General features: G+C 68.2%; 19 protein-coding genes and 5 pseudogenes. 8 read left to right on the forward strand and 16 right to left on the reverse strand.

All coding sequences use genetic code 11. The features are described from left to right. Positions 1-182 precede the first annotated feature (182 nt). Positions 183-1,058: pseudogene (locus ACFZDJ_RS52335) on the reverse strand (IS110 family transposase); the annotation flags it as partial. A 294-nt stretch (positions 1,059-1,352) separates the two neighbouring features. Here ACFZDJ_RS52335 and ACFZDJ_RS52340 point away from each other — a divergent pair. Further along, positions 1,353-2,387 (forward strand): helix-turn-helix domain-containing protein, encoded by a 1,035-nt coding sequence (locus ACFZDJ_RS52340; protein ID WP_391070162.1) that lies wholly within the window; start codon positions 1,353-1,355, stop codon positions 2,385-2,387. Between the two features lie 458 nt (positions 2,388-2,845). Here ACFZDJ_RS52340 and ACFZDJ_RS52345 read toward each other — a convergent pair whose 3' ends face one another. Continuing rightward, positions 2,846-4,354: a GMC family oxidoreductase N-terminal domain-containing protein gene (locus ACFZDJ_RS52345; RefSeq protein ID WP_391070207.1), complete on the reverse strand. Its 1,509-nt coding sequence runs from the start codon at positions 4,352-4,354 to the stop codon at positions 2,846-2,848. Positions 4,355-4,944: 590 nt separating this feature from the next. Between ACFZDJ_RS52345 and ACFZDJ_RS52350 the strand changes: the two genes are divergently transcribed. Both ACFZDJ_RS52350 and ACFZDJ_RS52355 read left to right on the forward strand, forming a co-directional pair. Beyond that, positions 4,945-5,466: a hypothetical protein gene (locus tag ACFZDJ_RS52350; RefSeq protein WP_391070164.1), complete on the forward strand. Its 522-nt coding sequence runs from the start codon at positions 4,945-4,947 to the stop codon at positions 5,464-5,466. Between the two features lie 178 nt (positions 5,467-5,644). Further along, on the forward strand, positions 5,645-6,076 hold the full coding sequence (locus ACFZDJ_RS52355; RefSeq protein ID WP_390938834.1) for a DUF5958 family protein: 432 nt from the start codon (positions 5,645-5,647) through the stop codon (positions 6,074-6,076). Between the two features lie 62 nt (positions 6,077-6,138). On the opposite strand, the gene istB is transcribed toward ACFZDJ_RS52355, so the two are convergent. Further along, a complete protein-coding gene (istB, locus tag ACFZDJ_RS52360; protein ID WP_391070166.1) occupies positions 6,139-6,864 on the reverse strand; it encodes an IS21-like element helper ATPase IstB in 726 nt (241 codons plus the stop codon). Between the two features lie 41 nt (positions 6,865-6,905). Next, positions 6,906-7,283: a hypothetical protein gene (locus ACFZDJ_RS52365; protein ID WP_391070168.1), complete on the reverse strand. Its 378-nt coding sequence runs from the start codon at positions 7,281-7,283 to the stop codon at positions 6,906-6,908. A gap of 246 nt (positions 7,284-7,529) precedes the next feature. On the opposite strand from ACFZDJ_RS52365, the gene ACFZDJ_RS52370 reads away from it, so the two are divergent. Then, the gene (locus tag ACFZDJ_RS52370; protein ID WP_168515797.1) at positions 7,530-7,835 is read left to right on the forward strand and encodes a hypothetical protein; all 306 of its coding nucleotides are present in this window, start codon (positions 7,530-7,532) and stop codon (positions 7,833-7,835) included. Between the two features lie 128 nt (positions 7,836-7,963). Here ACFZDJ_RS52370 and ACFZDJ_RS52375 read toward each other — a convergent pair. Next, positions 7,964-8,215, reverse strand: a pseudogene (locus ACFZDJ_RS52375) (ATP cone domain-containing protein); the annotation flags it as partial. On the opposite strand from ACFZDJ_RS52375, the pseudogene lexA reads away from it, so the two are divergent. Then, positions 8,184-8,618, forward strand: a pseudogene (gene lexA, locus ACFZDJ_RS52380) (transcriptional repressor LexA); the annotation flags it as partial. The pseudogenes ACFZDJ_RS52375 and lexA sit on opposite strands and share 32 nt — an antisense overlap. 547 nt (positions 8,619-9,165) lie before the next feature. Here the strand turns inward: lexA and ACFZDJ_RS52385 are convergent. The 4 genes from ACFZDJ_RS52385 to ACFZDJ_RS52400 all read right to left on the reverse strand — a co-directional run bounded on the left by ACFZDJ_RS52385 (position 9,166) and on the right by ACFZDJ_RS52400 (position 13,263). Continuing rightward, a complete protein-coding gene (locus ACFZDJ_RS52385) occupies positions 9,166-10,752 on the reverse strand; it encodes an ISL3 family transposase (protein WP_391070169.1) in 1,587 nt (528 codons plus the stop codon). Positions 10,753-10,830: 78 nt separating this feature from the next. Next, positions 10,831-11,304, reverse strand: a complete 474-nt coding sequence (locus ACFZDJ_RS52390) for an aldo/keto reductase (protein ID WP_391070171.1) — start codon at positions 11,302-11,304, stop codon at positions 10,831-10,833. Positions 11,305-11,389: 85 nt separating this feature from the next. Next, on the reverse strand, positions 11,390-12,397 hold the full coding sequence (locus ACFZDJ_RS52395; protein WP_391070173.1) for an alpha/beta fold hydrolase: 1,008 nt from the start codon (positions 12,395-12,397) through the stop codon (positions 11,390-11,392). Beyond that, positions 12,394-13,263 carry an SDR family NAD(P)-dependent oxidoreductase gene (locus tag ACFZDJ_RS52400; RefSeq protein ID WP_391070175.1) on the reverse strand — a complete coding sequence of 290 codons (870 nt, stop codon included), beginning with the start codon at positions 13,261-13,263 and terminating at the stop codon, positions 12,394-12,396. Before ACFZDJ_RS52400 ends, ACFZDJ_RS52395 begins: the two co-directional genes overlap by 4 nt. Before the next feature lie 152 nt (positions 13,264-13,415). On the opposite strand from ACFZDJ_RS52400, the gene ACFZDJ_RS52405 reads away from it, so the two are divergent. Together ACFZDJ_RS52405 and ACFZDJ_RS52410 are read left to right on the forward strand one after the other, a co-directional pair. Continuing rightward, positions 13,416-14,285 carry a helix-turn-helix domain-containing protein gene (locus tag ACFZDJ_RS52405; protein WP_391070176.1) on the forward strand — a complete coding sequence of 290 codons (870 nt, stop codon included), beginning with the start codon at positions 13,416-13,418 and terminating at the stop codon, positions 14,283-14,285. Positions 14,286-14,561: 276 nt separating this feature from the next. Next, positions 14,562-16,733 (forward strand): hypothetical protein, encoded by a 2,172-nt coding sequence (locus ACFZDJ_RS52410; protein WP_391070178.1) that lies wholly within the window; start codon positions 14,562-14,564, stop codon positions 16,731-16,733. A gap of 312 nt (positions 16,734-17,045) precedes the next feature. Here the strand turns inward: ACFZDJ_RS52410 and ACFZDJ_RS52415 are convergent, their stop codons facing one another. After that, positions 17,046-17,231 carry a hypothetical protein gene (locus ACFZDJ_RS52415; RefSeq protein ID WP_391070179.1) on the reverse strand — a complete coding sequence of 62 codons (186 nt, stop codon included), beginning with the start codon at positions 17,229-17,231 and terminating at the stop codon, positions 17,046-17,048. Between the two features lie 129 nt (positions 17,232-17,360). On the opposite strand from ACFZDJ_RS52415, the pseudogene ACFZDJ_RS52420 reads away from it, so the two are divergent. Further along, positions 17,361-17,459: pseudogene (locus ACFZDJ_RS52420) on the forward strand (IS5/IS1182 family transposase); the annotation flags it as partial. 11 nt (positions 17,460-17,470) lie between these two features. On the opposite strand, the gene ACFZDJ_RS52425 reads toward ACFZDJ_RS52420, so the two are convergent. The 6 genes and pseudogenes from ACFZDJ_RS52425 to ACFZDJ_RS52450 all read right to left on the reverse strand — a co-directional run bounded on the left by ACFZDJ_RS52425 (position 17,471) and on the right by ACFZDJ_RS52450 (position 22,555). Further along, complete coding sequence (locus ACFZDJ_RS52425) at positions 17,471-18,244, reverse strand: methyltransferase domain-containing protein (protein WP_391070181.1); 774 nt, start codon at positions 18,242-18,244, stop codon at positions 17,471-17,473. A gap of 9 nt (positions 18,245-18,253) precedes the next feature. Beyond that, positions 18,254-18,934 (reverse strand): hypothetical protein, encoded by a 681-nt coding sequence (locus tag ACFZDJ_RS52430; protein WP_391070183.1) that lies wholly within the window; start codon positions 18,932-18,934, stop codon positions 18,254-18,256. A 34-nt stretch (positions 18,935-18,968) separates the two neighbouring features. Next, complete coding sequence (locus ACFZDJ_RS52435) at positions 18,969-19,127, reverse strand: hypothetical protein (protein WP_391070209.1); 159 nt, start codon at positions 19,125-19,127, stop codon at positions 18,969-18,971. A gap of 3 nt (positions 19,128-19,130) precedes the next feature. Next, positions 19,131-19,190 (reverse strand): annotated as a pseudogene (locus ACFZDJ_RS52440) (hypothetical protein); the annotation flags it as partial. A 327-nt stretch (positions 19,191-19,517) separates the two neighbouring features. Next, positions 19,518-20,690, reverse strand: a complete 1,173-nt coding sequence (locus tag ACFZDJ_RS52445; protein WP_391070184.1) for a right-handed parallel beta-helix repeat-containing protein — start codon at positions 20,688-20,690, stop codon at positions 19,518-19,520. Between the two features lie 644 nt (positions 20,691-21,334). Further along, positions 21,335-22,555 carry an MFS transporter gene (locus ACFZDJ_RS52450; RefSeq protein WP_391070186.1) on the reverse strand — a complete coding sequence of 407 codons (1,221 nt, stop codon included), beginning with the start codon at positions 22,553-22,555 and terminating at the stop codon, positions 21,335-21,337. Between the last annotated feature and the right edge of the window lie 156 nt (positions 22,556-22,711).

The raw sequence follows: 22,711 nt of genomic DNA on the forward strand, positions 1-22,711 counted from the left end.
CCGATGCCCCACTCAAGAAGAAAGGTGAGTGTTGAGTTACATTCTCTTACCGAATCCCCGCACCCGAAAAAGGCCGAGAAGCCGTTTCTCGAATGATCTTGGAACGTGTGGGGCGAATAAGGTTCACGGTCGGGTGATGTTCCGGCTACTCGCTCATGAAGGCAGAATTCCCAATGGGCTTGTCAAGCTGTGCCTGCGGAGGGTTGGGCGGGTTCGAAGCAGCGTCCGTCTCGGAGTAGAGCCCAGAGGTCGTTGACGCGTCGACGAGCCAGGGCCAGTACAGCCTGGGTGTGGCGCTTCCCCTCGGCTCGTTTGCGCTGGTAAAAGCGGCGGGATTCCGGGCAGAAGTGGATGCTGCTCATGGCGGACATGTAGAAGACGCGTTGGAGCCCGTGGTGGTAGCGGGTGGGACGGTGCAGGTTCCCGCTGACTCGTCCGGAGTCGTGCGGGGTGGGGGCCGGTCCCGCACAGGTCGCGAGCCGGTCTGCACTGCCGAACAGGCCCATGTCGCCGCTGGCGGCCGCGAGGAACTCAGCTCCGAGCAGAGGACCGATGCCGGGCATGCTCGTCACGATCTCCGCGTGCGGATGGGACCGGAAGGCCTTTGCGATCTCCTCGTCGAGCTCGACGATCTTCCGGTCGAGGTCGAGGAGCTCCACCGCGAGGGCCTGGACCAGCCGGGCTGCGGCCTGTTCACCGGGAACCGCGGTGTGTTGACGGCCGGCGGCGTCCACCGCGGTGCGGGCGAGCGCGGCTGACCAGCGGGCTCCGCGGCCGCGCAGCCACTTCTCGAGGCGGCCGGCGCCAAGTCGACGGATCGCGCCGGGGGTCTGATAACCCGTAAGCAGGATCAGCGGTCCCAGGTTGCCCGGGTTCAGCTCACGCTCGAGGGCGGGGAAGATGCCGGCCGGCACGCCGCGCAGACGGTTGGAGGCGCGGGTGCGGTCGCAGACCAGGTCGGTGCGTCGAGCTGTGAGGAGCTTCAGTTCGGCCATGGCTTCGTCCGCGGCCCTGAGCGGGCTGAGGTCCCGCCGCATCCTCGCCTGATCGGCAATGATGAGGATGGCACACGCACGCGACCCCTGTTCGTGATCAAAGGCTTCGAGAAGCTTGATCATCAGGGGTCGCGTCTCTCGTTGCCGAACTGGGCGAACCGACCACGGCGGCGCGTACGCAGGCGATCAGCTCATCTCGCCGAATCAGAACGCATCAGCTCTGCCCCTCGACCGCTGCCATGCGGGCCGTCTGTAGGAAGATTGGCACAGTGCCCGCATGAGCCATGGCGACGTCCTGCGGAACACGAGCACCACAGGATGGCGTTGAAGCAATGACGGTGAGGGGATCAGCGAGTCATGCACAGTACTGGAGCGGAGGTCGACGGCGCGCGCGGGGTGCTCGCAGTGGACTCGACCGCCCCGGACGCCGCACCGCGGGGACTCGACGCCTTCCGGCGCGGGTGGGAGACGCAGATCGGCGACGATGTCTTCCAACTGCCGGCCTTCAGCCCGGACACGGTCGGTGACTTCCGGGTCAAGGGCAACGTGGCCAAGGTGCACGGCGCGGCAATCGCCGATCTTCACGCCGCGTCGGCAACCCGGACCGCGGACGCCCCGGGCGGCGATCAGGATCTGGTGGCCATGTACGTAGTGCAGCGCGGCGCATGGACTCTGGGCGGCCCGCCCGGTTGCGGCGAGCAGACCGTACCGGCCGGGCAGTTCCTCGTCCGGCACGTCGGGCGCCTGACGGCCTTCGAGACGACGGCGCACCTCACGGCGAAGTTCTTAGTCCTGCCCCCCGGCGAGCTCAAACCCCTGCTCGGGAACCGGGTCATCACCGGGCCGGCGGACTCGGCCGAGATACGCCTGCTGACGGCCCTCACGGACATGATCCACACTACTGTGGCCGACCTCGGCCCAGCCGGTGTGGAAGCCGCCCACGGCGCCCTGATCGAGCTGGCCAAGGCGGTGGCGAAGGGCCGGTTCGACGACGTAGAACCCCGGCTGGCTCCCGCGCTCACCCAGGCAGCCAAGGACCTCGCGGACCGCCGGCTCGCTGATCCCGAACTTTCTCCTGCGATGCTTGCGCGTGAACTCAACGTCTCCGTCCGTACGCTGCACCGGGCATTCGCCGCGGTGGGAGAACAGGTGGCCGTCTACATCCGCCACCGGCGACTGCAAGAGGCCCGGCTCGCCCTCACCGCGCCGTCAGGTCGCCTGAGTATCTCGGAACTCGCCGCACACTGGCAGTTCGCGGACAGCAGCCACTTCACCCGGACCTTCAAGAAGCACTACGGTCAGACTCCCACCGAGTACGCCCGCTCGACCGGAGCAGCCTCACTCTCGCCGAACAGGCACCTGCCGGGCCACGGGCCGGCCGAAAGCGCGTGACAAAGGTACGACCGCAGTTCAGCGGATGCCGCCTACGCGTGTCCCAAGGAAGGCAGGGCGGCGCTGTGGGCGGCCTGGGCATGTGACCGCGGCGGGATGTTGTCGATGAGGGCGCGGATCTGGGTGACCTCGCCAGCGGTGCCCGCGGGGCCCTCGGTCTTTAGGAACTCGGCGGTTCCCGGCGAGCTGAGAGGTGATCCACCGCCCCGCGGCTCACCATTGGGTGGTGCTTGCTGCCAGCCTTCCGCTGGCCGACCGACGACGGACCGGCGTCAGCTCCCCCTCTTTCGCGTGTATGCGGCAGCCGTCCACACCGGCCCTGGACCCGTCGAGCTCGCCGGCCGCCTTGAGTTCGGCAAGCAGGATGCCGGCAGCTGGTCGAGACTCCGACCAGCTGCCGGCGGTCCAGGCGTCGGGGATGAGCGCGTTGTGGAAGCGCCGTGGGCGCTGAAGAAGGCTCAGTCGATCAGTTCGGCGGCCCGTTCGGCGATGGCGTAGACGGTCGCGTTGGTGTTGGCCGAGGGAATGGACGGCATCACCGAGGCATCGGCGACCCGCAGCCCGGCCATCCCGTGCACGCGAAGGTTCGCAGGGTCGACGACGGCATCAGCGTCGGTTCCCATGCGGCAGGTGCCGGTGAAGTGGAAGTAGGGGCCGGTGGCCTTGCGGATGAACTCGTCCACGGATTCGCCGCTCGTCCCGGAGCCCGGCACCGCTTCCTGCTTGCGCCAGTCGGCGAACGCGTCGGCCTCCCCGATGCGGCGTGCCAGGGCCAGGCCCTTGCGCATGACCTCCAGATCACGGTCGTCGCTCAGGTAACCGGGGTCGACGACGGGAGCGCTGCCGGGATTGGCGTCCGCCAGGCGCACGGTGCCGCTGCTGTGCGGAGCCATCGCGGAGAAAGCAATGGAGTAGCCGTTGGCCGGCGGCTGGCCCCATGCCGACGGGAGCGGTGCGGCGACGATGTAGACCTGAAGGTCCGGCCGGGCCGCGGCGGGGTCGCTGTACAGCAGGCCCATCATTTCGGCCGGCGGGTTGGCAGGAACGAACGGTACGGGCTGGATGGCCTCGTACACCACGCCCGCCATCGGATGGTCCTGCAGATGGGAGCCCACTCCCGGCAGGTCGGCGACGACGTCGATACCGTGTTCCTCAAGGTGTTGTGCCGGGCCGATCCCTGACAGCATCAGGAGGTGTGCGGAACCGATGGCCCCGGCGGTCAGTACCACCTCGGCGCCATCGACGGACAGGTGCTCCCCACCGATGGTGTACTCGACGCCGGTGCAGCGGCCCGCGGTGGTGCGCAGCCGCTGCACGGTCGCGTCCGTGACGACGTCCAGGTTCGGCCGGTCGAGGAACGGACGGATGTAGGCGTCGGCCGCGCTCTGGCGGACACCGCCGGGCAGATTCATGTCACTCCACCCGAACCCGGTCTCCAGCCCGCCGCCGATGTCACCGACGCATGCGAACCCAGCCTCCACCGCGGCGTCGACGCCCGCCGTGGCCAGGGGATGGGGTTCCAGGACCGGGGCGACCACGACCGGCCCGTCCGTGCCCCGCACGGAGGCATTACGGCTGCGAGCGCTCTCGCTGCGGCGGAAATAGGGCAGCAGATCGTCGAAACCCCAGCCCGGAGCACCGAGGCCGGGCCATTCGTCGTAACCGGAGCGGTGCCCCCGCAGGTGGTAGAGGCCGTTGATGCTCGACGATCCGCCGAGCGCCTTGCCGCGCAGCACGTCAGCGACCCTGCCTGTACCGGCCTGCACAGTCGAGGCGCCCAGCCAGAGGGATGACGGGTCGAACCCCAGGAAGCCCCAAGGAGATGCCATCGTCTCGGTTGCGTCCCGAGCTCCGGCCTCCAGCAGCAACACCCTCACAGCGGGGCGTTCCGAAAGCCGGGAGGCAATCACGCACCCCGCTGTCCCCGCTCCTACCACGACATAGTCATAAGGACTCTTGCCCATCATGTCTCCGCTTTCCACGGCAGCCTTGTCCGACCACCGGATTTCAGAAAATCAGCTCCTCGACGATCAAGGAGCTGATTATGCTTATGTACTAAAGGGGTCTAAAAGTGAGGATGGCTGTCCTCGCGTCAGCCCTATGGGTCGCCCAGCCGCGTCCGGGCTCGGTGCGCAGAAGGCGTGGAACCGGCTGATCAGCAGCGAGCGGGCTCCAGTGGAGCACGGCTGTCTGGAGGGAGGCCCGCGCGCCCCTGCTGGTGTGGGCGTTGCTGGTGCTGACGGACACCGAGGTGACCCGGTGACAAACGATCACCTTGATCCGGCGGGCCTGGGCACGCCCGATCCGCACACGGCCGATCACCCCGTTGGGGCTGTCCATGTCGGCGCCGGTACCTGCGATGACGGCCACGCGGCCGGAATTCTCTTGGTTCACGAGTTTCTCGTCTTTGGTGTTTACCCGTCAGGAACAGCCCGGGTGTTCCCTCTGCCGTCGAAGCTTAGGAAAACCGACACAGCTCGCACTTGAACCACCGCGACGTCCGTTCGGAACCTGAGCGCCATAAGGCAACGTTGGAGCGCGCGCGGCCGGGCTCACGGTGGAGTACATCGACGAGCGGCCGGACGAACTGGCGATGCGGAGGCGCTTCTACCGGCTGTGGCAGCCCCACGATGCGGAGCTGCGCCGGGAGCTCGGTGACGACCAGGCGGCGCGGGAGGCCGAGCTGGTCCTGCCCCGGTTGGCGACGCGCGAGGCCTTGGCCGTGACGCTGAGGAGGCCTTCGGGTGGCGGACAGGGTCACCGGGGGTCAGGGCTCGCGAGGTGGATGGGGTGTCGGGTGGCCCGGGTTGCGGTGCTCTCCGCAGGGTCGTGGGGGACGACGATGGCGAAGGTGTTCGCCGACGTCGGCAGCGACGTCACGATCCACGCCAGACGGCCTGAGGTCGTCGCCGAGATCGACGTCCGGCACCAGAACGCCCGGTTCCTGCCCGACGTCGTCTTGCCCGACCGGCTCCGCGCGACAGTAGACCCGGTCGAGGCGCTCGCCGGTGGCTGTGTCGGCTTCTTCGGGAGTCGTTTCGGCGTGACTTCGGGAGTCGTTTGGCGGCCGGCCTCGTGATCGATGTCAGCGACTTTTGATGTCACTCAAGTGCTGCGGGGCGCATGGCGAGCCGCGAAGTGGGAGTCCTGCGGCACTGCCAGATCGCGGAAGCGGACTGTTCCCGGTTCCCGCCCGCGCTGTCTCGGGTGCGGATACCGGCCCTCGCCCGGAATCGGCGTCGTGAAATCATCAAGCGATGACCGAACCGAGCAGCGACGACGGCCGCACCTTCCGGCGCGAGACCGAGCGGGTCGTCAACGAGATCGCCCAGGGGCTCCGCACGTTGGACGATGGTGTGGGCTGGTTCTCCGGCCTCGCCCCGACACGCCAGCAGGAGGTTCTGCAGGAAGTCGTCGGCTATGCGATGCAGGCGCACATTACGGCTGCGGACGGCCGTGCGGGGGTGGCGCGGTCCGGTGTGAAGCCCACGGCTAACCCCTCAGTAATGATCTGCATGGACCCGCCCCGCTACGGGTTCGCGGGCCTCCCCTCCGCCGAACACGTCAAGGCGTTCCGCGTCCTCGTTTCCGTGTTCGCCGTTGCTGACACTCGCCGCCGCGAGACGTACTGCAAAGGCGCCTGCGGACATGCATGGCACAACCTGCCAGCGGCAACCGAGCATCCGTAGCATCGGCCATTCCGGCTCTCGCTGGGCTGGTTGTCGGGCGCTCCCTCTCGTGTGGCGCGCGGTCAGCTGACCTGGGCTCGTTCGGCTTGGGCCTTGGTGTGAGCCAGGCGGTAGGACTCGCTACCGGTCTGGAAGATGGCGCCGTTGAAGGTCAGCCGGTCGACGATGGCCGCGCAGAGCCGGGGGTCGGTGAACGTCTTCGTCCAGCCACTGAAACTCTCGTTCGAAGCGATCGCGACACTGTTCTTCTCCTCCCGCTCGGTCAAAACCTGAAACAGCAGCTCAGCGCCCCTGCGGTCCAGTTCCATGTAGCCGAGTTCATCAATGCACAAGAGATCGACACGGCCGTAGCGGGCGATCGTCTTGGACAGCTGCTTCTCGTCTGCGGCTTCGACCAGCTCGTTGACGAGTTTGGTGGCCAGCACGTTGCGGACGCGGAAGCCGTGCATCGCGGCCTCAGTGCCTAGGGCTATCAGCAGGTGGGACTTGCCGGTGCCGGAGTCTCCGATCAGGCAGAGAGGCTCCCCCTTCTTGCCCCATTCGCAGGTGGCGAGGGTGTTGACGGTGGCCGATTCGATGTTGGGGTTGGCGTCGAAGTCGAACGCCCGCAGGCTCTCGTCGCGTGGGAAGGAGGCGGCCTTGATCCGGCGTTCGGAGACTCGGCGGGCCCGGTCGTCACACTCGGCCATCAGCAGTTCGGCGAGGAAGGCCCGATAGGACATCTGGTCGCGTGCGGCGCCTTCGGCGAGGCCGGCGAACTGCTGGCGGATGGAGGGCAGCCTCAGCATCCGGCATGCCTGGTCGATCGAGGCGGTGGCGGCTTCTTCGGTCAGTCCGCGCTTGCGTGTCGTGATCCCTCTTTCTCGCCGGCCGTGCGGCCGTGCCGTTTCAGGAGCTGGTCGTAGTGGGCCACCGACGGCAGCGGCCGGTGGTCGGGCGGGAGGTGAGACAGCTTCCAGTCAGACAGGAAGGTGAACGTGCCGCCGGTCTCGTCCTGCGGCTGGACGGGTCGGGTCTGAATGGGCTTCGCGGGCTCGGTGAAGCTCTCGCCTTCGGCGGCCTTGCGGGCCTCCAGCGCGACCGCGTCCGCGGTCAGGTCGCCGGCCCGGTGGGCTGCGGCGAGCCCGGCGGTGAGGCTCCGGTGCCTGGCCTGGTCGACGGCACCCCCGATGCGGGTGAAGGCTTCGAGAGAAGACGACTGCCACAATGCCGCGAATTTCCCGCCGAAGGGCAATCCAAAAGGGCGCCGCCAGCGTACTGATGTAGAGAGCCTCAACCTGGGGGTACGTCCCAGCCGGCTGGTTCCCGTCCAGCGGGGATCTTGGCTGCAAGACGTGCTCCTCGTAGGTGACGGGCGACGCCTGCGACCGCGCCGCTCCTCCCTTGCGGCTGCGGCTGTCCATCTCGTGCCGCTGAGAGTTGCGCGAGACGATGGAAGGAAGGTGCATCCATCATGCGAGCACAACGCGCCAGGCATCTCGCCGCGGTGTCCGCAGTCGGCATTCTGTTGGCCAGCGGCGCTGCGATCGGAGCAGCAGGCACGGCCACAGCAGCAGCCCCTGCCGTGCACACTCATGTGACCACCAACTCGTGCGGCGACCGCAGTGACTGGGGCGGAGGCTGCTTCGACCACCGCTTCGACCACAACGGGTTCCGCTTCGACCACCGCTTCGACCACAACGGGTTCCGCTTCGACCACCGCTTCGACGACCACGGGTTCTTCTTCAACCGTGGAGGCTTCCTGATCATCGTGCTCTAGCACTCCCCTCGTCCCCTTAGCCAGGCCGTCTCGTACTAATGACCTGACCTGCCCTGAATGAACACGGCCGAGGGCAGGTTGGGATCTTGTCCTGACCTTCTCGGGACGAAGAGGTTGTGGTCTCACTTGAGCTGGCCGAGCGCGTGCTCGGTGACCGGCCGCCCCTGGCACGCCTTGCGCACGCCGTTGATGACCTTGGTACGACTGAAGGGTTCGGTGACGCCGGACCGCTTGATCACCATCAGCGAGCACGTCTCCACCGTCGTGAAACGACGGGAGCAGTCGGGGCACTGGCGGCGCCTGCGGATCGACGTGCCGTCATCGGTCGTACGGCAGTCGACGACACGGCTGTCGGGGTGCCTGCAGAAGGGGCAGTGCACCGCTCCAACCCTCCTTCACGAGTACCGTCATCGGGTGATCGAGGTCATCCGGGACTCCGTGCAGCGGCGCGGCTACCCGCCGTCGATGCGGGAGATCGGACAGGCGGTCGGCCTCTCCAGCACCTCGTCGGCCGCCCACCAGCTGATGGCACTGGAGCGCAAGGGCTTCCTGCGCCGCGATCCGCACCGCCCGCGGGCGTACGAGGTCCGGGGCTCCGACCAGTCCTCGGCGCAGCCCACGGACACGGCGGGCAAGCCGGCCGCGTCGTACGTCCCGCTCGTCGGCCGTATCGCCGCCGGTGGCCCGATCCTGGCCGAGGAGTCGGTGGAGGACGTCTTCCCCCTCCCCCGGCAGCTGGTCGGTGACGGCGAGCTGTTCGTCCTCAAGGTCGTCTGCGACGCCGACGCGGTAGAGAAGTTCGGCCGGGCAGCTTGTCTGCCCGGCGTCGCGCGTGAGGACACCCGGGGCATTCGATCCCCTCGCCTGCGACCCGGCCGGCCTGCCCTCCGCCGTTCCTGTCACAGGGCTACGCCCGGGCTTCGTCTCTGCTGGCGCTGATCTGTCAGCGGGCGCGGAGGCAGGGCGACCTTCCGGCCAAGCTGGCCGCCCGGGCCAAGGCGCCGGCGCCGTTCGGCAAGCCGCTCGGAGGCCCGCCGCTTGAGGAGTTCACGCAGGCCGAGCGGCTGGCGCTGCGCGATGCGGCGAAAGGGGACATCCGGTGGAACGGGCACTGCCGCGGCTGGAACGGCTCGGACGCGGCCGGGCCGACCGGCGGGCACTGATGTCGTTGGACGGCCCGGGACGACCAGTCCCGGACGCACCCGCAGGTCCGCCGGCTCATACCCGTAGACCGGCCCATCGGACAGGTAGAGCCGCGACAGCAGCGGATCATGGGCGCCTGTGGACGTTCACGTATTTGGTTCTGGCCGCGATTCCGTGAGTCCCCAGGTCATGATCGAAGCAGGATGCGGGTGCGGAGGAGGCGGAACGAGGCTCGGCCGTACATGGTCCGCTTGATGGTCTTGATGCGGTTGACGTGGCCCTCGACGATGCCCGAGTTCCACGGGAGGGTGAGGCCGGCGGTGACGGCATCGAGGTCGAGGCACAGGCCCTGCGCGAAAGCGAGGACGGGGGCGGGTGCGTCTCGTTCGGCCTCGCGAACCCACGCCAACAGCTGGTGGCCACGTCGGTGTTGGAGCAGGTCGTGGAAGCTGCGGGCAAGGTCACAAGCTCGGGCGATGTCGGGGCAGGCCAGGCGAACGCCCAGGAGTTCGTCTTCCTCGTGGCGCTCCAGGACGCCACGGGGCAGCATGATCCATTTGGTGATCTTTCGCGGGCTGGGGATGGCGCCGCGGGCGGGTTCGACGGTGCCGGTGCGAAGTCCGGCCACGTAGCGGCGCACAGGCAAGTCGCTGCCCTGGTAGCCGCGTTCCCGAACCTCGCGGTAGAGGTCGGTCGGGCTGGTCACGCCGCTGGTGAACCGCTCGGTCAGGTACTCGGTGAAGGGTTCCAGCACGCCCTTGGGACGCCCCATCCGGGCGGAGGCCAGCAGCACCTCGAGGTCGGTGTCGCGGAAGCGGCGGACGGTCTTGCGGTCCAAGTGCAGGCGGCGGGAGATCTCGGCGACGGAGCATCCTTGCCCGAGCAGACGGTGGATGTCGGAGTAACGGTCGACGGTACGGACAGCGATCTTCGTGGGTGGCAGAGTCGGCGGAGGTAGGGGATTGATGATCCGCCGGGGCTCTGCATCGCGGTCGGCTTCGGCCTGTTTGCGCAGGCAGGAGCGGTGCTGGTGACACGTCTTCTCGACCGCGGAGGAGAGGTTGTTGAGCAAATGCCAGCGGTCGGCGATCTCCTGGGCGCTTGGCGCTGCTTGGCGCACGGCGCTGGAGTAGGCGCTGGCCCGGTCTCTGCAGATGATCTCCGCGCCGGGGTGTTCGCGCAGCCAGGTGGCGAAGGTCGCCGCGTCCCGGTCGGGCAGGACGTCCACCACCCGGGCCGCCTCAATGTCGACCAGGACAGTGCCGTAACGCCAGCCCTTGCGGAAGGCGAACTCGTCGACTCCCAGCACCCGGGGCGCCTGCTCGGGCACCACCGGGGCCGTGAGCAGCCCCAGCAGGTGGGTACGGCCAGTAGGTAACTGGAGGACCCGGCACAGGCGTTCACCGGGACGACCGCCCAGGAACGTCGCGATGCTCTCCATCCATCGCCGCAGGCCAACGCTGTGGCGGCGGTACCGCTCGCTCAGATCCGGGACCTGCTCGACGAATGTCCTCCGACGGCATGAGGCCCGGTCGCAGAAGAACCGGCGCACGCTGAGCCTGATCGCCAACGTCCGCCCCACCACAGGGCGTTCAGCTACCCGCCGCACGTACCGAGAGTGCACGCGACGTCCCGGCCAGCCGCAGTCCGGACAGACTGGTGGCCGCCCGCACGACGACGCCTCGACAGCGACTCTCTCCGCGGTGACGTGCACCGCGGTGACACGGACATCGATCCCGGGAAACAGCACATCCTCGATCGCCACGGCCCCCACACCTGGGCAATCCCCACGAGAAACGTTCCCGCAGTCGCGCGACGACCAGGGGATTCACGGAATCGCGGCCAGAACCAATTACCTGACCGTCGACATCAGCGCCCGCCCGAGCAGTTCCTCACCGCTGAAAGGCCCGTACATGTCCGCGGTGTCGAACATCGTGACGCCCAACTCGACCGCGCGGTGAACAGTCCTGATCGCCTCGGCCTCGTCCGGGGTGCCGTACATCGCGGTCATGCCCATGGTCCCGAGGCCCTGGACGGAGGCGACCAGTCCTCGCTCGCCGATCTTGTGTGTCCGCAAAGTCATGTCTCCACCGGCATGCAGCCCGGCGGCACGTACCGCGAGAATGAAGTGGCCGGTCTGCAAGGCCGCGCTGAATCGGCCCAGTTCGAGGCGCATCGCGTCGTCCGCGCGCAGATAGTCCTTCAACTGCGGATTGTGCGGCGCGATCAGCTCGGCGTGTTCGTGGTCATCGCGGTCCAGGGCGAGCACCGCGGTGACCGGCGCGCTCTCCGACTGCGCCCGGTTACGTTCATGAAGCTGCGGCAAGAGCTGGTCGAAACCGTCACTGCATCGGTGAAGAGCACCCTGCGGCCGACCGCGTCGAACCGCAGTGCTTCGGAGGCAGTGGGTTTCACCGGGTACTCATGACGCGTGCGGGGTCGGCGGCCAGGTCGTCGGCCCACGCGGTGATCGTGTCGACGTAGGTGGCCGGGTCATGGCCGTGCATGGAGTGCGGCATACCGGGAAACGCGCGATAGGTGAAAGCGTTGCCGGTGGCCTCGATCAGCTGTCGCGCCCGCTGCACCTGGAGGTCGGTGATCGCGCCGAGCAGCTGCCCGGTGTCCGGATCCACGTGATGGAAGTGATGGGTGAACAGGACCGGCACCTTGACCTGACGCAGCATGGACTCGTGGTCGCAGTTGACGGTGGCCCGCCCGGAGACGAACGCGTCACCCCACTCGGGGTCGTACTCCCGCAGGTCCTGCGGCGGAGCGGTCGGAGGGCCTCCGGTGCCGGCCGACGCCATCTTCTGCAGCGCGGCGAGCATCCAGGCGGGGATCTCGCGGACCGTCGCCGCCTGCATCCCGGCGAAGTCACCGATGCTCCACTGCGGTCCGAGCCAGTTGTGCCACAGCCGGAACATCGGCCCGACACCCTGCCGGATGGACGGTCCGACCGAGGGGTCGGCCTGCGAGGCGAACAGCGGGGTGTCCTCGTAGACCGCGGCGTGCACCTGGCCCGGCGCCGCGAAGGCGGACAACCAAGCGGCTATCACGCCGCCGGACGAGAGCTCGCAGACCACCACCGGCCGCTTGACGACCCGGTCGATGAAGCGGACCAGGTCACCGCCGAAGATGTCCAGGCTGTAGCGTCCCGGCGTCCAGGTGGACCGGCCCTGGCCGCGCAGGTCCACCGCGTACACCTGGTAGCGGTCGGCCAGCAGCCGCATGGCGGCCTCGTAGCCCCACCAGGACTCCGTCTGCGCCGGGATGAGCGGCATGGCCGGGAGTTCGGGGTCACCGGCCTCGGCGTAGTTCATCCGGATCTCGTCGAGGTCGACGGTCTGTTCCGGGTAGCCGTGCGATACGTAGATCTCGGCGTGGTCGGCGGCCTCCAGGTAACTCTCCCGGTAGCTCATCGGGTGACCGCCCCGACGAGGTCGGCGGTCGCGTCCCACAGCCGACCGGCCATGGTCGCGTCGAGGCCGGCCTTGCCCTGCCGGCGGACGGCCGGGGAGCCCCGGAACCCGCCCAGGCCGTCCGGTCCGACGTAGGAGTTGCCGGGGACGTCCTGGGTCGCGGCGTAGAGCAGCGACAGCGCTCCGCGCTCCGGGGCGTTGGTGAGGAACGTGAACCGGTTGATGACGTTCGACCGGGAGTGGGCCGCCAGCGTGGTGCGGGCGATGCCAGGGCTCGCGAGCACCGAGCGCACCGGGCTGCCGGCGGCGGTCAGTCGGCGCTGCAGCTCCAGCGAGAACAGGACGACGGCGAGCTTCGAGGCCTCGTAGGCACGCATCCCGTTGTGCTTGCGCGTCCGCCAGTCGAGGTCGTCCAGGTCGATCTTGCCCTGCTTGTGCAGTTCGCTGGTGACGTGCACGACTCGGTCGGTGATGTGCTTGAGCAGCAAGGTGGTCAGCAGGAAGGGTCCGGTGTAGTTGGTGGTCGTCTGCAGATCGAGGCCGTCGGCGGTGCGCGCGGCGGGGATGTCCATGACGCCGGCGTTGTTGATCAGGATGTCGATGTCGCCGGACCAGGAGTCGGCGAAGGCGCGCACCGAGGTCAGATCCGACACGTCGAGCGGTCGGATGTCGAAGGTGCCGGGCAGGTCGGCGACGGCGCGGCGGGCCTTGTCGGTGTCGCGTACCGCAAGTACGACGCGGGCACCGGCACGAGCGAGCTCGCGTGCCGTGATCAGGCCGAGGCCACGGCCGGCACCAGTGATCACCACCGTCCGGCCGGTCAGGTCCGGGAGGTCGTTCGCTGTCCAACTGGTCATGGTGGTCATGGGCCTTGGCTCCGTGGTTCGTGGTTCGTGGTTGTGGGTTCGCGGCGACCGGTGATCGCATCGCCAGTGAACTCGGCGCACCACGGGCGCTGGAAGGACACGCGCAACCACTGACTCGCAGGTCGTGGATAAGCCGCGCCGGATGGCCAACGATGGGGACCATGGACCATACGTTCGACCGCTCGTCCCTGGGTGCCTTCCTGCGCACCCGCCGCACGGCGCTGCAACCGGAGGACGTCGGGTTGCGCCGCGGACAACGCCGACGCGCTCCGGGCCTGCGCCGCGAGGAGGTGGCGGGGTTGTGCACCATGTCCGCCGACTACTTCGCCCGGCTGGAACGCGGCGACGGGCCACAACCCTCCGAGCAGATGGTCGCGGCCATCGCCCGCGGCCTGCGGCTGACCCCGGACGAGCGCGATCACCTGTTCCTGCTCGCCGGCTACCGCACCGCCCGCCGTGACCTACGGCTTCACCACGTGAGCCCCGGGCTGATGCGGGTCATGGACGGCTTGGCCGGCACCACCGCGCAGGTCATGAGCCCGCTGGGCGAGACGTTGCTGCAGACGCCGTCCGCGGTGGCACTGCTCGGCGAGCAGACCCAGTACACCGGCAACGCCCGCAGCGCGACGTACCGATGGTTCACCGATCCGGCCGCCCGCGAGCGGTACCACCCCGAGCAGTACGACGACAACAGCCGGACCAACGCCGCGCTGCTGCGCGCGGCTGTCACGCGCGACGGGCCCGGCTCCCCCGCGGCGAACCTGGCGGACATCCTGCTGCGCAGCAGCGACGAGTTCGCCCGGTTGTGGGAGCGCCACGAGGTGGGCCTGCGGTGGAGCGAGACCAAACGGTTCGTCCACCCCCAGGTCGGACAGCTGGACCTGTACTGCCAACTCCTGCTCGAACCGGACCAGGGCCAGTCGCTTCTCATATTCACCGCCACCCCGGGCACGGAGAGCCACGAGAAACTCGCCCTGCTCACCGTGCTGGGCACCGACCAATTCGCCGCCGAAACCGAGTGACGCCATCCGCGGCATCGGCGACATCTCCTCGGAACGGATCCGACCGAACCGGTTCGTAACGTTGCCGGGCCGGTTGGTGGAGTCGCCGCGCGTTGAGGTGAGTTCGATGCCGCGAATTCTGCCGAGCCGGCTGACAAACAGCTTTCCAAGCCGTCGCCGGACTGCTCTCACGCCAGCAGACCGTCACCCTCTCCTGTGGCCGGTGTGATCACGGCGTCGGAGCGCGGACAAGAAACTCCTGTGCGCCGGCTCGCACACCTCTGCGATCATCCCCGAATGGCGCACAGTCTCGAATCGCTGGTCATCCGGCACACTCACCGCCTTTCCTCTCCCAAGGGCTCCGCCGGGGAAGGAGCCACCGCCGCACGACAGTTCGATGCGGCGCTGACATCCGTGGGCTTCAAGCTCTCGGCGGAGCTACTGGAGCGGCTGTCGGGGCTGTCCGAGGCCGCGGTCCTGCACACTGCCAAGCGGACGCTGCGCACCGTGAACGAGATGGTGGGCGACCACGTCCGGCACAACTCGTACTTCATCGACTTTCCAGCGAACGTGCCGGACACCGAAGAGTTCTGGATGCGGTGTGTGACGAAGGCGCTCGGCGACGACAAGTCGCGCGAGAACGTGCTGACGCAGCTGGCACACGGGGTGCTGGACCTGCTCAGCCTCCCCACGTACGGCCGCTACCAGCACACCTACGAGGAGATGCTCGCGGCGCAGGACGAGCTGATCGCCTCGGCGGGCGACCGGGTGACCGTCCTGCACCTCGGGCGGGACCTGGACGACGAACTGACGGACCTGTACCTGGCCTTGGCGGGCAGCACGACGCCACTGGGCGAGGACCACCTGCGCGACCTCAAGACCCTCGCCGAGCGGTGCGCGCTCGGCCCCCAGCCGGAGTCGATCCCGGTCCGGGAGAACCGGGCGGTCGTCAACGAGGCCCGTCTCGCTGTCGGCGCGGACCTCCTGCTGGACACCGTCACTGATGTGCTGCGGCTGGCCTGCGCGCTGTCGGGCGGCGACGTGACACTGCAGGAGCCGACCCGGTTTCGGGCACTCTCGCGGCCGACCCGCCGTGCGCTGCTGGCGGGCCTCGACGCCGTGGTTGCGGCGAACCCCGCCAAGCTGGCCGATGTGCACGCGCACCGTGAGCCCTTCAAGCGGCTCGGTGAGCGTCTCCACCCGCACGAGTACCCGCGCTGGCCGCACGCCGCCGATGTGTTCGCCGTAGCGCGGGGCGAGAAGGAGGCGCGGTCCTTCGACAGCCGTGTCGAGAAGCTGCTCGACGAGTTCGACGTCCTCGGAGCGGTGCAGCTGTTGCAGTCCGCTCCCGGCAAGCTGTTCCGCGCCTTGGACCTCCTGCTGCGCATCGCCGCCGACCAGGAGGAGCGTGACGCGGTGGTGGCCGCCGCGGTGCGGGTCGCTCCCGAAGTCTCCGGCCGGGTAGTGCTTTCGGTCCGCGAGCACTTCCACAACCGGGAGCGAGAGACCGACGCACCCCGCATCTTCGTCAACCGCCGGGGCCGCGGCTGGGTGACCCCCGACTACCGGCCGACCATCCCGGCCGCCGACCGCGATCGTCTGATCGCCGCCCTCGACGCCGAGATGCGCCGCAGGCTCCCGGCGCCGGGTCGGCTTCTGCTCGACCCCGATGTCCTCGACGTGGCGCTCCCGCTCAGCGGCAGGGCGACCGCGGCCGGACTCGGCGTACTGCCGCGAGGTTCGGTCTCGGCGGTCGACGGCGAACAGCTGCGCTTCTTCGTGTACTGGAAGCAGACCGAGAACCGGACCGACTACGACCTCTCGGCGCTGCTTCTCCACGCCGACTACAGCACCGACTCCTGGCTCTCCTACACCTCCCTCAAGGCTGTCGGCGGCCGGCACTCGGGCGATGTCACCGAGGCGCCCGACGGGGCCTCGGAATTCATCAACCTGTCCCTGGACCGGGTACGCAGCACATTCATCGTTCCGCAGGTCAACATCTACGCCGGCGAGAGCTTCGAAGAGGTCGAGGAGTCGTTCTTCGGCTTCATGCTGCGCGACGGTGAACAGAAGGGCCGGCCGTTCGAGCCTCGCACGGTGCGGATGAAGTCGGAGCTGCGCGGGGTCGGTCGAGTGGCGCTGCCGCTGGTGTTCCGGCGCGAGGACGACGGCCGGTGGCGCGCGAAGTGGCTGCACCTGTATCTGAAGGGCATCTCGTCGGCCAACCGGGTCGAGGAGAACCAGGTGTCAGTGTCCAAGGTGGTGCGCGCCATCGCAGAGCGCGAGTATCTGACGGTGCGGTACCTGATCGACCTGATGTCCGAGGACGCCACGGCCGTGGATCTGTGGGACGGCGAGCCGGTCCCGGACGAGCCCGTGATGTACATCGGTCTCGAACGTCCCGAAGGGCTGCACCCGGACTCCCGAGTCATCACCCTCGAAAATCTGCGCGACTTGATCCCGGGCTGAGTGCTAGCGTTGCCCATGGCGAGGCCATGAAGGGGCTTCCTTCTCAACTCCTTTCCTGAAACAAGTTCTTTCGCTTTCCTCGCCGTCGGCTTCGACTGGGAGGTGCCGCCCGCGCGGCGCCTCCCAGTTTTCGTGTGCGCCGACGGTCATCACTCCGGAAAACGCATACGACTTGGGCTCGAGCCGACTGATAGCATCGCCTGCGGCGAGGCCATGAAAGGGCTTCCTTCTCCTCCGCCGTGAAAGCGGCTTAAATGCCATAAGCCCCTTCGCTTTCCTCGCCCTTGACGTCGCTCCGGGCGGTGCCCGCGCTCAGCGCGCGAACGCCGCCCGAGCCGTTTTCAGGGCCTGTTCCGCGTAGCCACGGCCGAACAGCACTGCGAGCACCGGCAGCGGGAAGAACCGGCGCAGGCCGACGCGGTCCGCCCAGCCGTCGGCGACGGGTGCCGCCCGCCAGAACTTGTCTGCCTGCGGGTCGAGCCATGGGGCATCGATCACTGGATGCGTCCGGGTGAGGAGTTCACCGTCGTGACCGAGACAGGGCCCGAGGAGTCGCCCTTCAACGTGGTCGCGCACAATCAGGGCATCACGGTGTGGCGGCCGGCCGAGGACGGTTCTTGAGGCCGTCAGAACTACCGGGCTGTGGCCACGAGGTTCGACCAACGCGCCTACGTCTTCCACGGCACCGTCATCGTCGCCCCGATCCGACTCTGGCTCCGCTCGTGATCCGCGACTGGTTAGTGGTCCGAGCCGGTGGCCGACGGCGGTACCTCGACGACGAAGAACAGGAAGCAGGTTTTGGTCGAAAGGTCATGGAAGTCGTCGGGGAACAGTTCACGGGCGGCCGGGTCGGGCTGCGGCTCGCTGATGACGGCAAGGCGGAAGCCGGCCGTGGTGAAGGCATCGGTCATCGCGTGCAACGGCTTGCGCCAGAACCTCATCGGGACGGACTGCCCGTTGATCTTCCAGTCGAAGGTATAGCTGGTGGTCGCAAAGTAGTCGGGCCGAGGATCCTGGAACGTGTAGGCCACGAAAGGGTGTTCCACAGACGCGATCAGCCGGCCGCCGGGCCTGAGCACTCGCCGCAACTCGGCCAGCGTCGGCCCCCAGTCCTCCAGGTAGTGCAGCACCAGCGACGCGACCACGTCGTCGAACGCACCATCGTCGAACGGCAGGCGGTCGCTCAGGTCGACCACGTGCAGGGCTACGTCGTCACCGAGCCGCCGCCTTGCCAACGCCAGCATCCCGGCGCTTGCGTCGATGCCGGTGACGACTGCACCGCGGTCGCGCAGTGCAGCGGACAGGGGGCCCGAGCCGCAACCGGCGTCCAGAATCCGGCGGCCGGCCACGTCTCCGGCGAGGGCCAACATCGCGGGCCGCGCGTAGTACGCGTTCACAAGGTTGTTCTCGGTTTCCGCCGAGTACGCCTCGGCGAAGCTGTCGTAGTCATTCGCCTGGGCCGGATCTGCAGGCTGGGCGAAGCTCTCGGGCACGTCGGTCAAGGGTTCCATCGTCGCAGCCTAGTAGTCACATGATCCGCCGGACAGGCTCGAGTGCGCTGATCGGGAGTTCCAAGCCAGGCACGCTGACAGGTGTCCCAGCCTGAGCATGTGCTTGCATTGCGGCCACGGCGTCCGGAACCGTGCAATCGTCCCTGCCTGGGCGAGGGTTGTCCGCATACGATCCATGGGCACGCCGCCGCGTGCGGGTCGTTCCCGTCCTCGCGGAGGTTGCCCGACGGAGTCCTGACGATGACCTGGACGGATGCTTTCTCCCTGAGGGGCTAACAGACTCCTCCATTTGGGGAGTCGGCGGTAGCAGATGAGGGTGGCTGCGATCACGGTGAAGGCCGGGAAGTGGTCGCGCTTGGGCGCGTAGAGACGGTGCGGGCGCCGACAGCCGGTGAGCCACGCGATGGTGCGTTCGACGCCCCAGCGGTGGTGGCCCCAGGTGCGTGGAGATCTCGATGCCGCGGCGAGCAATGCGAGGGACGATGCCCCGCGTGCGTAACCATCGTCGCAGGTGGAGGTAGTCGTATCCCTTGTGCGCGTGCAGCTTGACCGGGCGTCGGCGTCGCGTGAGCGGATCGGTGGGATGCCTTGCACGAGCGCCGGCAGGGCTTGGTTGTCATGGGTGTTGGCCGCGGATGTTCCCAGCGAGATGGGCAGGCCGCGACGATCGACGACGAGAGGGATTTCCATCCGCTCTTGCCACGGTCGGTCGGATTCGGTCCGCTCAGAGGCCACCTTTGACCGCCTGGAGGCTCACGGACTCGATCGGGCACCGCGACCAGTCCAGCTCACCCTGACTGCCGAGTTCGTCGAGGATCAGGCGATGGAACTTGGCCCGCACGCGAGCCTGCGACCACTCGGCGAACCGGCGGAACGTGGTCACGCCCGATGGGCCAAAGCCGGGCGGAAGCCGGTTCCACGTCCAGCCTGACGTGGCGACGAACACGATCGCCGCCAGGACCCCCCGATCGTCGTGCCGTCAGCGATCCCCCCTGTGGTCGCACCGGAGTCGGCGGCACAACCCCCTGAAACAGCTGCCATACCCTGTCCGGCACCATCCGCTCGACCAACTCGCCCGACGCGCAACCAGCATGACGCAGAATCACGCCGAACGAAGTGAGCTGAAAGGCCTGAGGGGCCGGCTCAATGTGCCGGCCCCTCAGGCGCGTCCGGCTCTGGAGGACACGGCGTTGCAGCACGCGCGACAGGTGGGTGTTCGCACGTCGTTCGCGCGGCTGCGGAACGCGAGCGCCCAGCCCCGCCTCTGTCGTGGTTACGGCGTCACGACCTTGCCGCCGAAGGTCACGGCGAGGTGCCCGTCCGAAGCGAAGGACCAGCCCAGGGCGCCGCTGTAGGAAGAGCAGCGGGAACCGTTCGTGCCGGTCCAGAACTGGTTCGAGCTGTCGGCGTCACCGACGGTCTTGTCGTTCGAGCCGCTGACGCCGAAGCGGCACGAAGTGTTGGTCCGGAAGACCGAAGTGCCCGCGTCGAAGGAGAAATTGCGTTGCGCGTTGTCGACGCTCGCGTTGTTCGAGATCGTCATCGTGCCCGGGTTGCTGTTGTACGTGAATCCGTGGTGACCGTTGCCGTAGGCGATGTCGTGCTGGACCACATGGTTGACCGCGATGTCGTCGCCGCCGAGCTTGTAGCCGTTGCGGTCGCCGTTGGAGTTCACGGTGCCGTCGCTCAGCGTCCCGTTCTTGTAGGACAGGGAGTACTCGATGGTCACCGGGCCGATCGCGCCGGTGTCGGTCTTCGTGTACAGGTCCCAGCCGTCGTCAATGTTGTTGTGGGAGACGTCGTAACGGAAGACGTTCCCGGTGCCGGTGGTGAGCTTCGCGGCAAAGCCGTCGGCGTCCTCACCGTCGGAGTCGGCGTTGTCGTGCGACTCCGAGCTCACGATCAGGTTGTTCGACGGCCACTGGCTGCTGGGGGTGCTGGAGGAGATCCGGCCCAGCTGCAGTCCCGTGTCGCGGTTGTACGCGGTTACCGTCCGCTCGATGACGTTGTTGCTGCCGCCGACGTAGATGCCGTTGTCGCCGGCGCGTTGGACGGTGATGCCGTACAGGTGCCAGTAGTTGGCGTTCAGTTGGAGCCCGCGGTTCGACGAGCTTTCGCTCTGCGCCGAGAAGTTCAGCACTGGGGTCTCGCCCGGATAGGCGGACAGGGTGGTGCGGGCGCTCGAGGTGCCGTTGTTGCCCGCCGGGATCGTGATCGTCGAGGAGTAGTTGTACGTCCCGCCGCGCAGGTAGATGGCGCCGCCGGATGCGATGCGGCTGATCGCCGTGGCGAGCGTCGTCGGGGCGGACTGCGTGCCGGCCGCGCTGTCGGTGCCGCTCGGCGACACGTACTGGGTGATGCTCGCGGCCTGGGCCGGGGTGCCGGACAGCGCGACGAGCGCGCCGGCCAGCAGGCTGACACACGCGATGACGGGTCTCACTTGCATCGTTCTGCCTCCAGGTTCGTCCGTGACCAGGGGTGCCGTGCAAGGGAAAGCGCTTTCTGTGTTCTCGCAGAGGACCGTAAGCGCTTGCTATGAACGCGTCAATAGATGGGTACGTGATTCCTATTCATGCTTGCGAACAGTCCTCGGTACATCGGGGTGGGCCGGCCGGGCGCGCAGGGTCCCGGTGGAGCCCAGGCCGGGGTGTCGGCAGGCCGGAACGAGCTCGGCGGTTCTTTCGTACGCCGCTGACCGAATCGATCACACGGGGGTGCGCGGAATGCAGAACGGCGTGGTGGTGGAGGAACTCAGCACGTATCTGGCCGACGAGACCGAGGACCTCATCGTGGAGGGTCCCTCCTCGACCTTCACCTACCGGCGGTCGGGCCCCCAGGGCAGCACCCCGCTGGTCCTGCTGCACCGCTTCCGCGCCACCTTCGACTGGCGGGGACCCGGAGTTCCTGGACCGCCTCGCCGCCGACCACGACGTGATCGTCTTCGACAACGTCGGCATCGGCCACACCACCGGCGAGCCGCGCGACTCTCTGGAGGGACTCGCCCAGGGCGCCATCGTGTTCATCGAGGCCCTCGGCCTGGCGCAGGCGGGCGTCCTCGGGTGGTCACTGGGCGGCGCCCGCATCGACCCCTCACAGCCTTTGGGGAAGGTTCTCCAAACGGGCCGAGCCCGAAGGCCGGGTGAAATGGCGGGCGGCGGCGAGGGGAAGGAGCACAAGGGCGGCCGGTACCGCGTAGGCGAGACGGAAGTGGCCGGTGGAGCCGAGGAGTCCGCTGAGGGCGCCGCCGGTGACGACTCCGACGTAGTTGAAGAGGTTCAGTCGTGCCAGGACCGCCTCCGAGGCTGTGGGACTGAGCCGTGCGGCGGAGGCCAGGCACAGTGGAGCCAGGACGGACGTCCCCAGGCCCACCGTCCCGGCCGCGAGAACAGCGAACGGCCAGCTCGGCGCGGCGGCCAGAGCTGCCAGGGCGCCCGCGGCCAGCAGGACGGCAGTGCGGACGACGGCGACCGCTCCGAGCTTCTGTACGAGCCGATCCGCAGCGGCTCGGCCGATGACCGTGCCGGTCTGGTAGGCCGCGTACGCCAGCGGCGCGACCGTGAGGGAGGCGGCGAGTGTCTGCCGAAGGTAGACAGCCGACCAGGCCGAAACGGTGGATTCGACCACGTAGACGACCAGGAGAACCAGGCCGAACGGAATGAGCCGGACCCAAAGACTGCGCCCGAGCGACGCCTGCGCGACAGCGTCCGAGGGCCCGTCGGGGGCGAGGAGGGCGTGTGTGCGCATAGCGGCGGCGAGCAACAGGACGATGCCTGCCTGCAGGGCCAGGCCGTCGGGCACGGGCCACTCCAGCCGAGCCACCCCGGCGGTGAGCAGTGCCGCAACCACGCCACCCACGCTCCATGCCGTGTAGAAGGAGCCGAAAACACTGCGGCCGTAGGCGCGTTCGACCGTCGCGGCCCGGGTGTTGACTGCGACATCGAGGGCACCGACAGCGAGCCCGAAGAGGATGTACGCGCAGATGACGGCAGCCTGTCCGGGAGCCCAGCCGATCAGCGTCAGCGCGGCGGCCGCCGCCAGCATGGCCCAGCGCATCGTGGCCACCGGACCGGCACGGCGGATCGCGGCCAGCCCCAGGAAGCTGCCGCCCCCTGCCGTCAGCGCCACCGCGATCATCAATGTGGTCGTCAGGAGTGGAGCCAGTCCCAGGCGCTCGGTGACGGCGGGAACAGTCGTGTACACGGCGGCGACGGAGAGACCCTGCGCGGCGAACGCGATCGTGACGACCCTTCGGGCGCCGGCCTTGGAGACTGGATGCCCGAAGCCCGCCCGGGGCGATGCGTCAAAGGACATGATGTTGTTGTTCCTTTGTTTCCTGTGTGCGCGGGATGGCCGGCCGACCAATGCGGCCAGGTTGCGGAAAACGTAGTCAGGCGCGGAACGCGAGCGCAGGACGCCAAGGGCCGTACAGGGGACTTCGGGGGCCAGCGGGTGCGGCCAGTGATGTCC

The organism is Streptomyces sp. NPDC007896, from assembly GCF_042959425.1.
GTDB lineage: Bacteria > Actinomycetota > Actinomycetes > Streptomycetales > Streptomycetaceae > Streptomyces.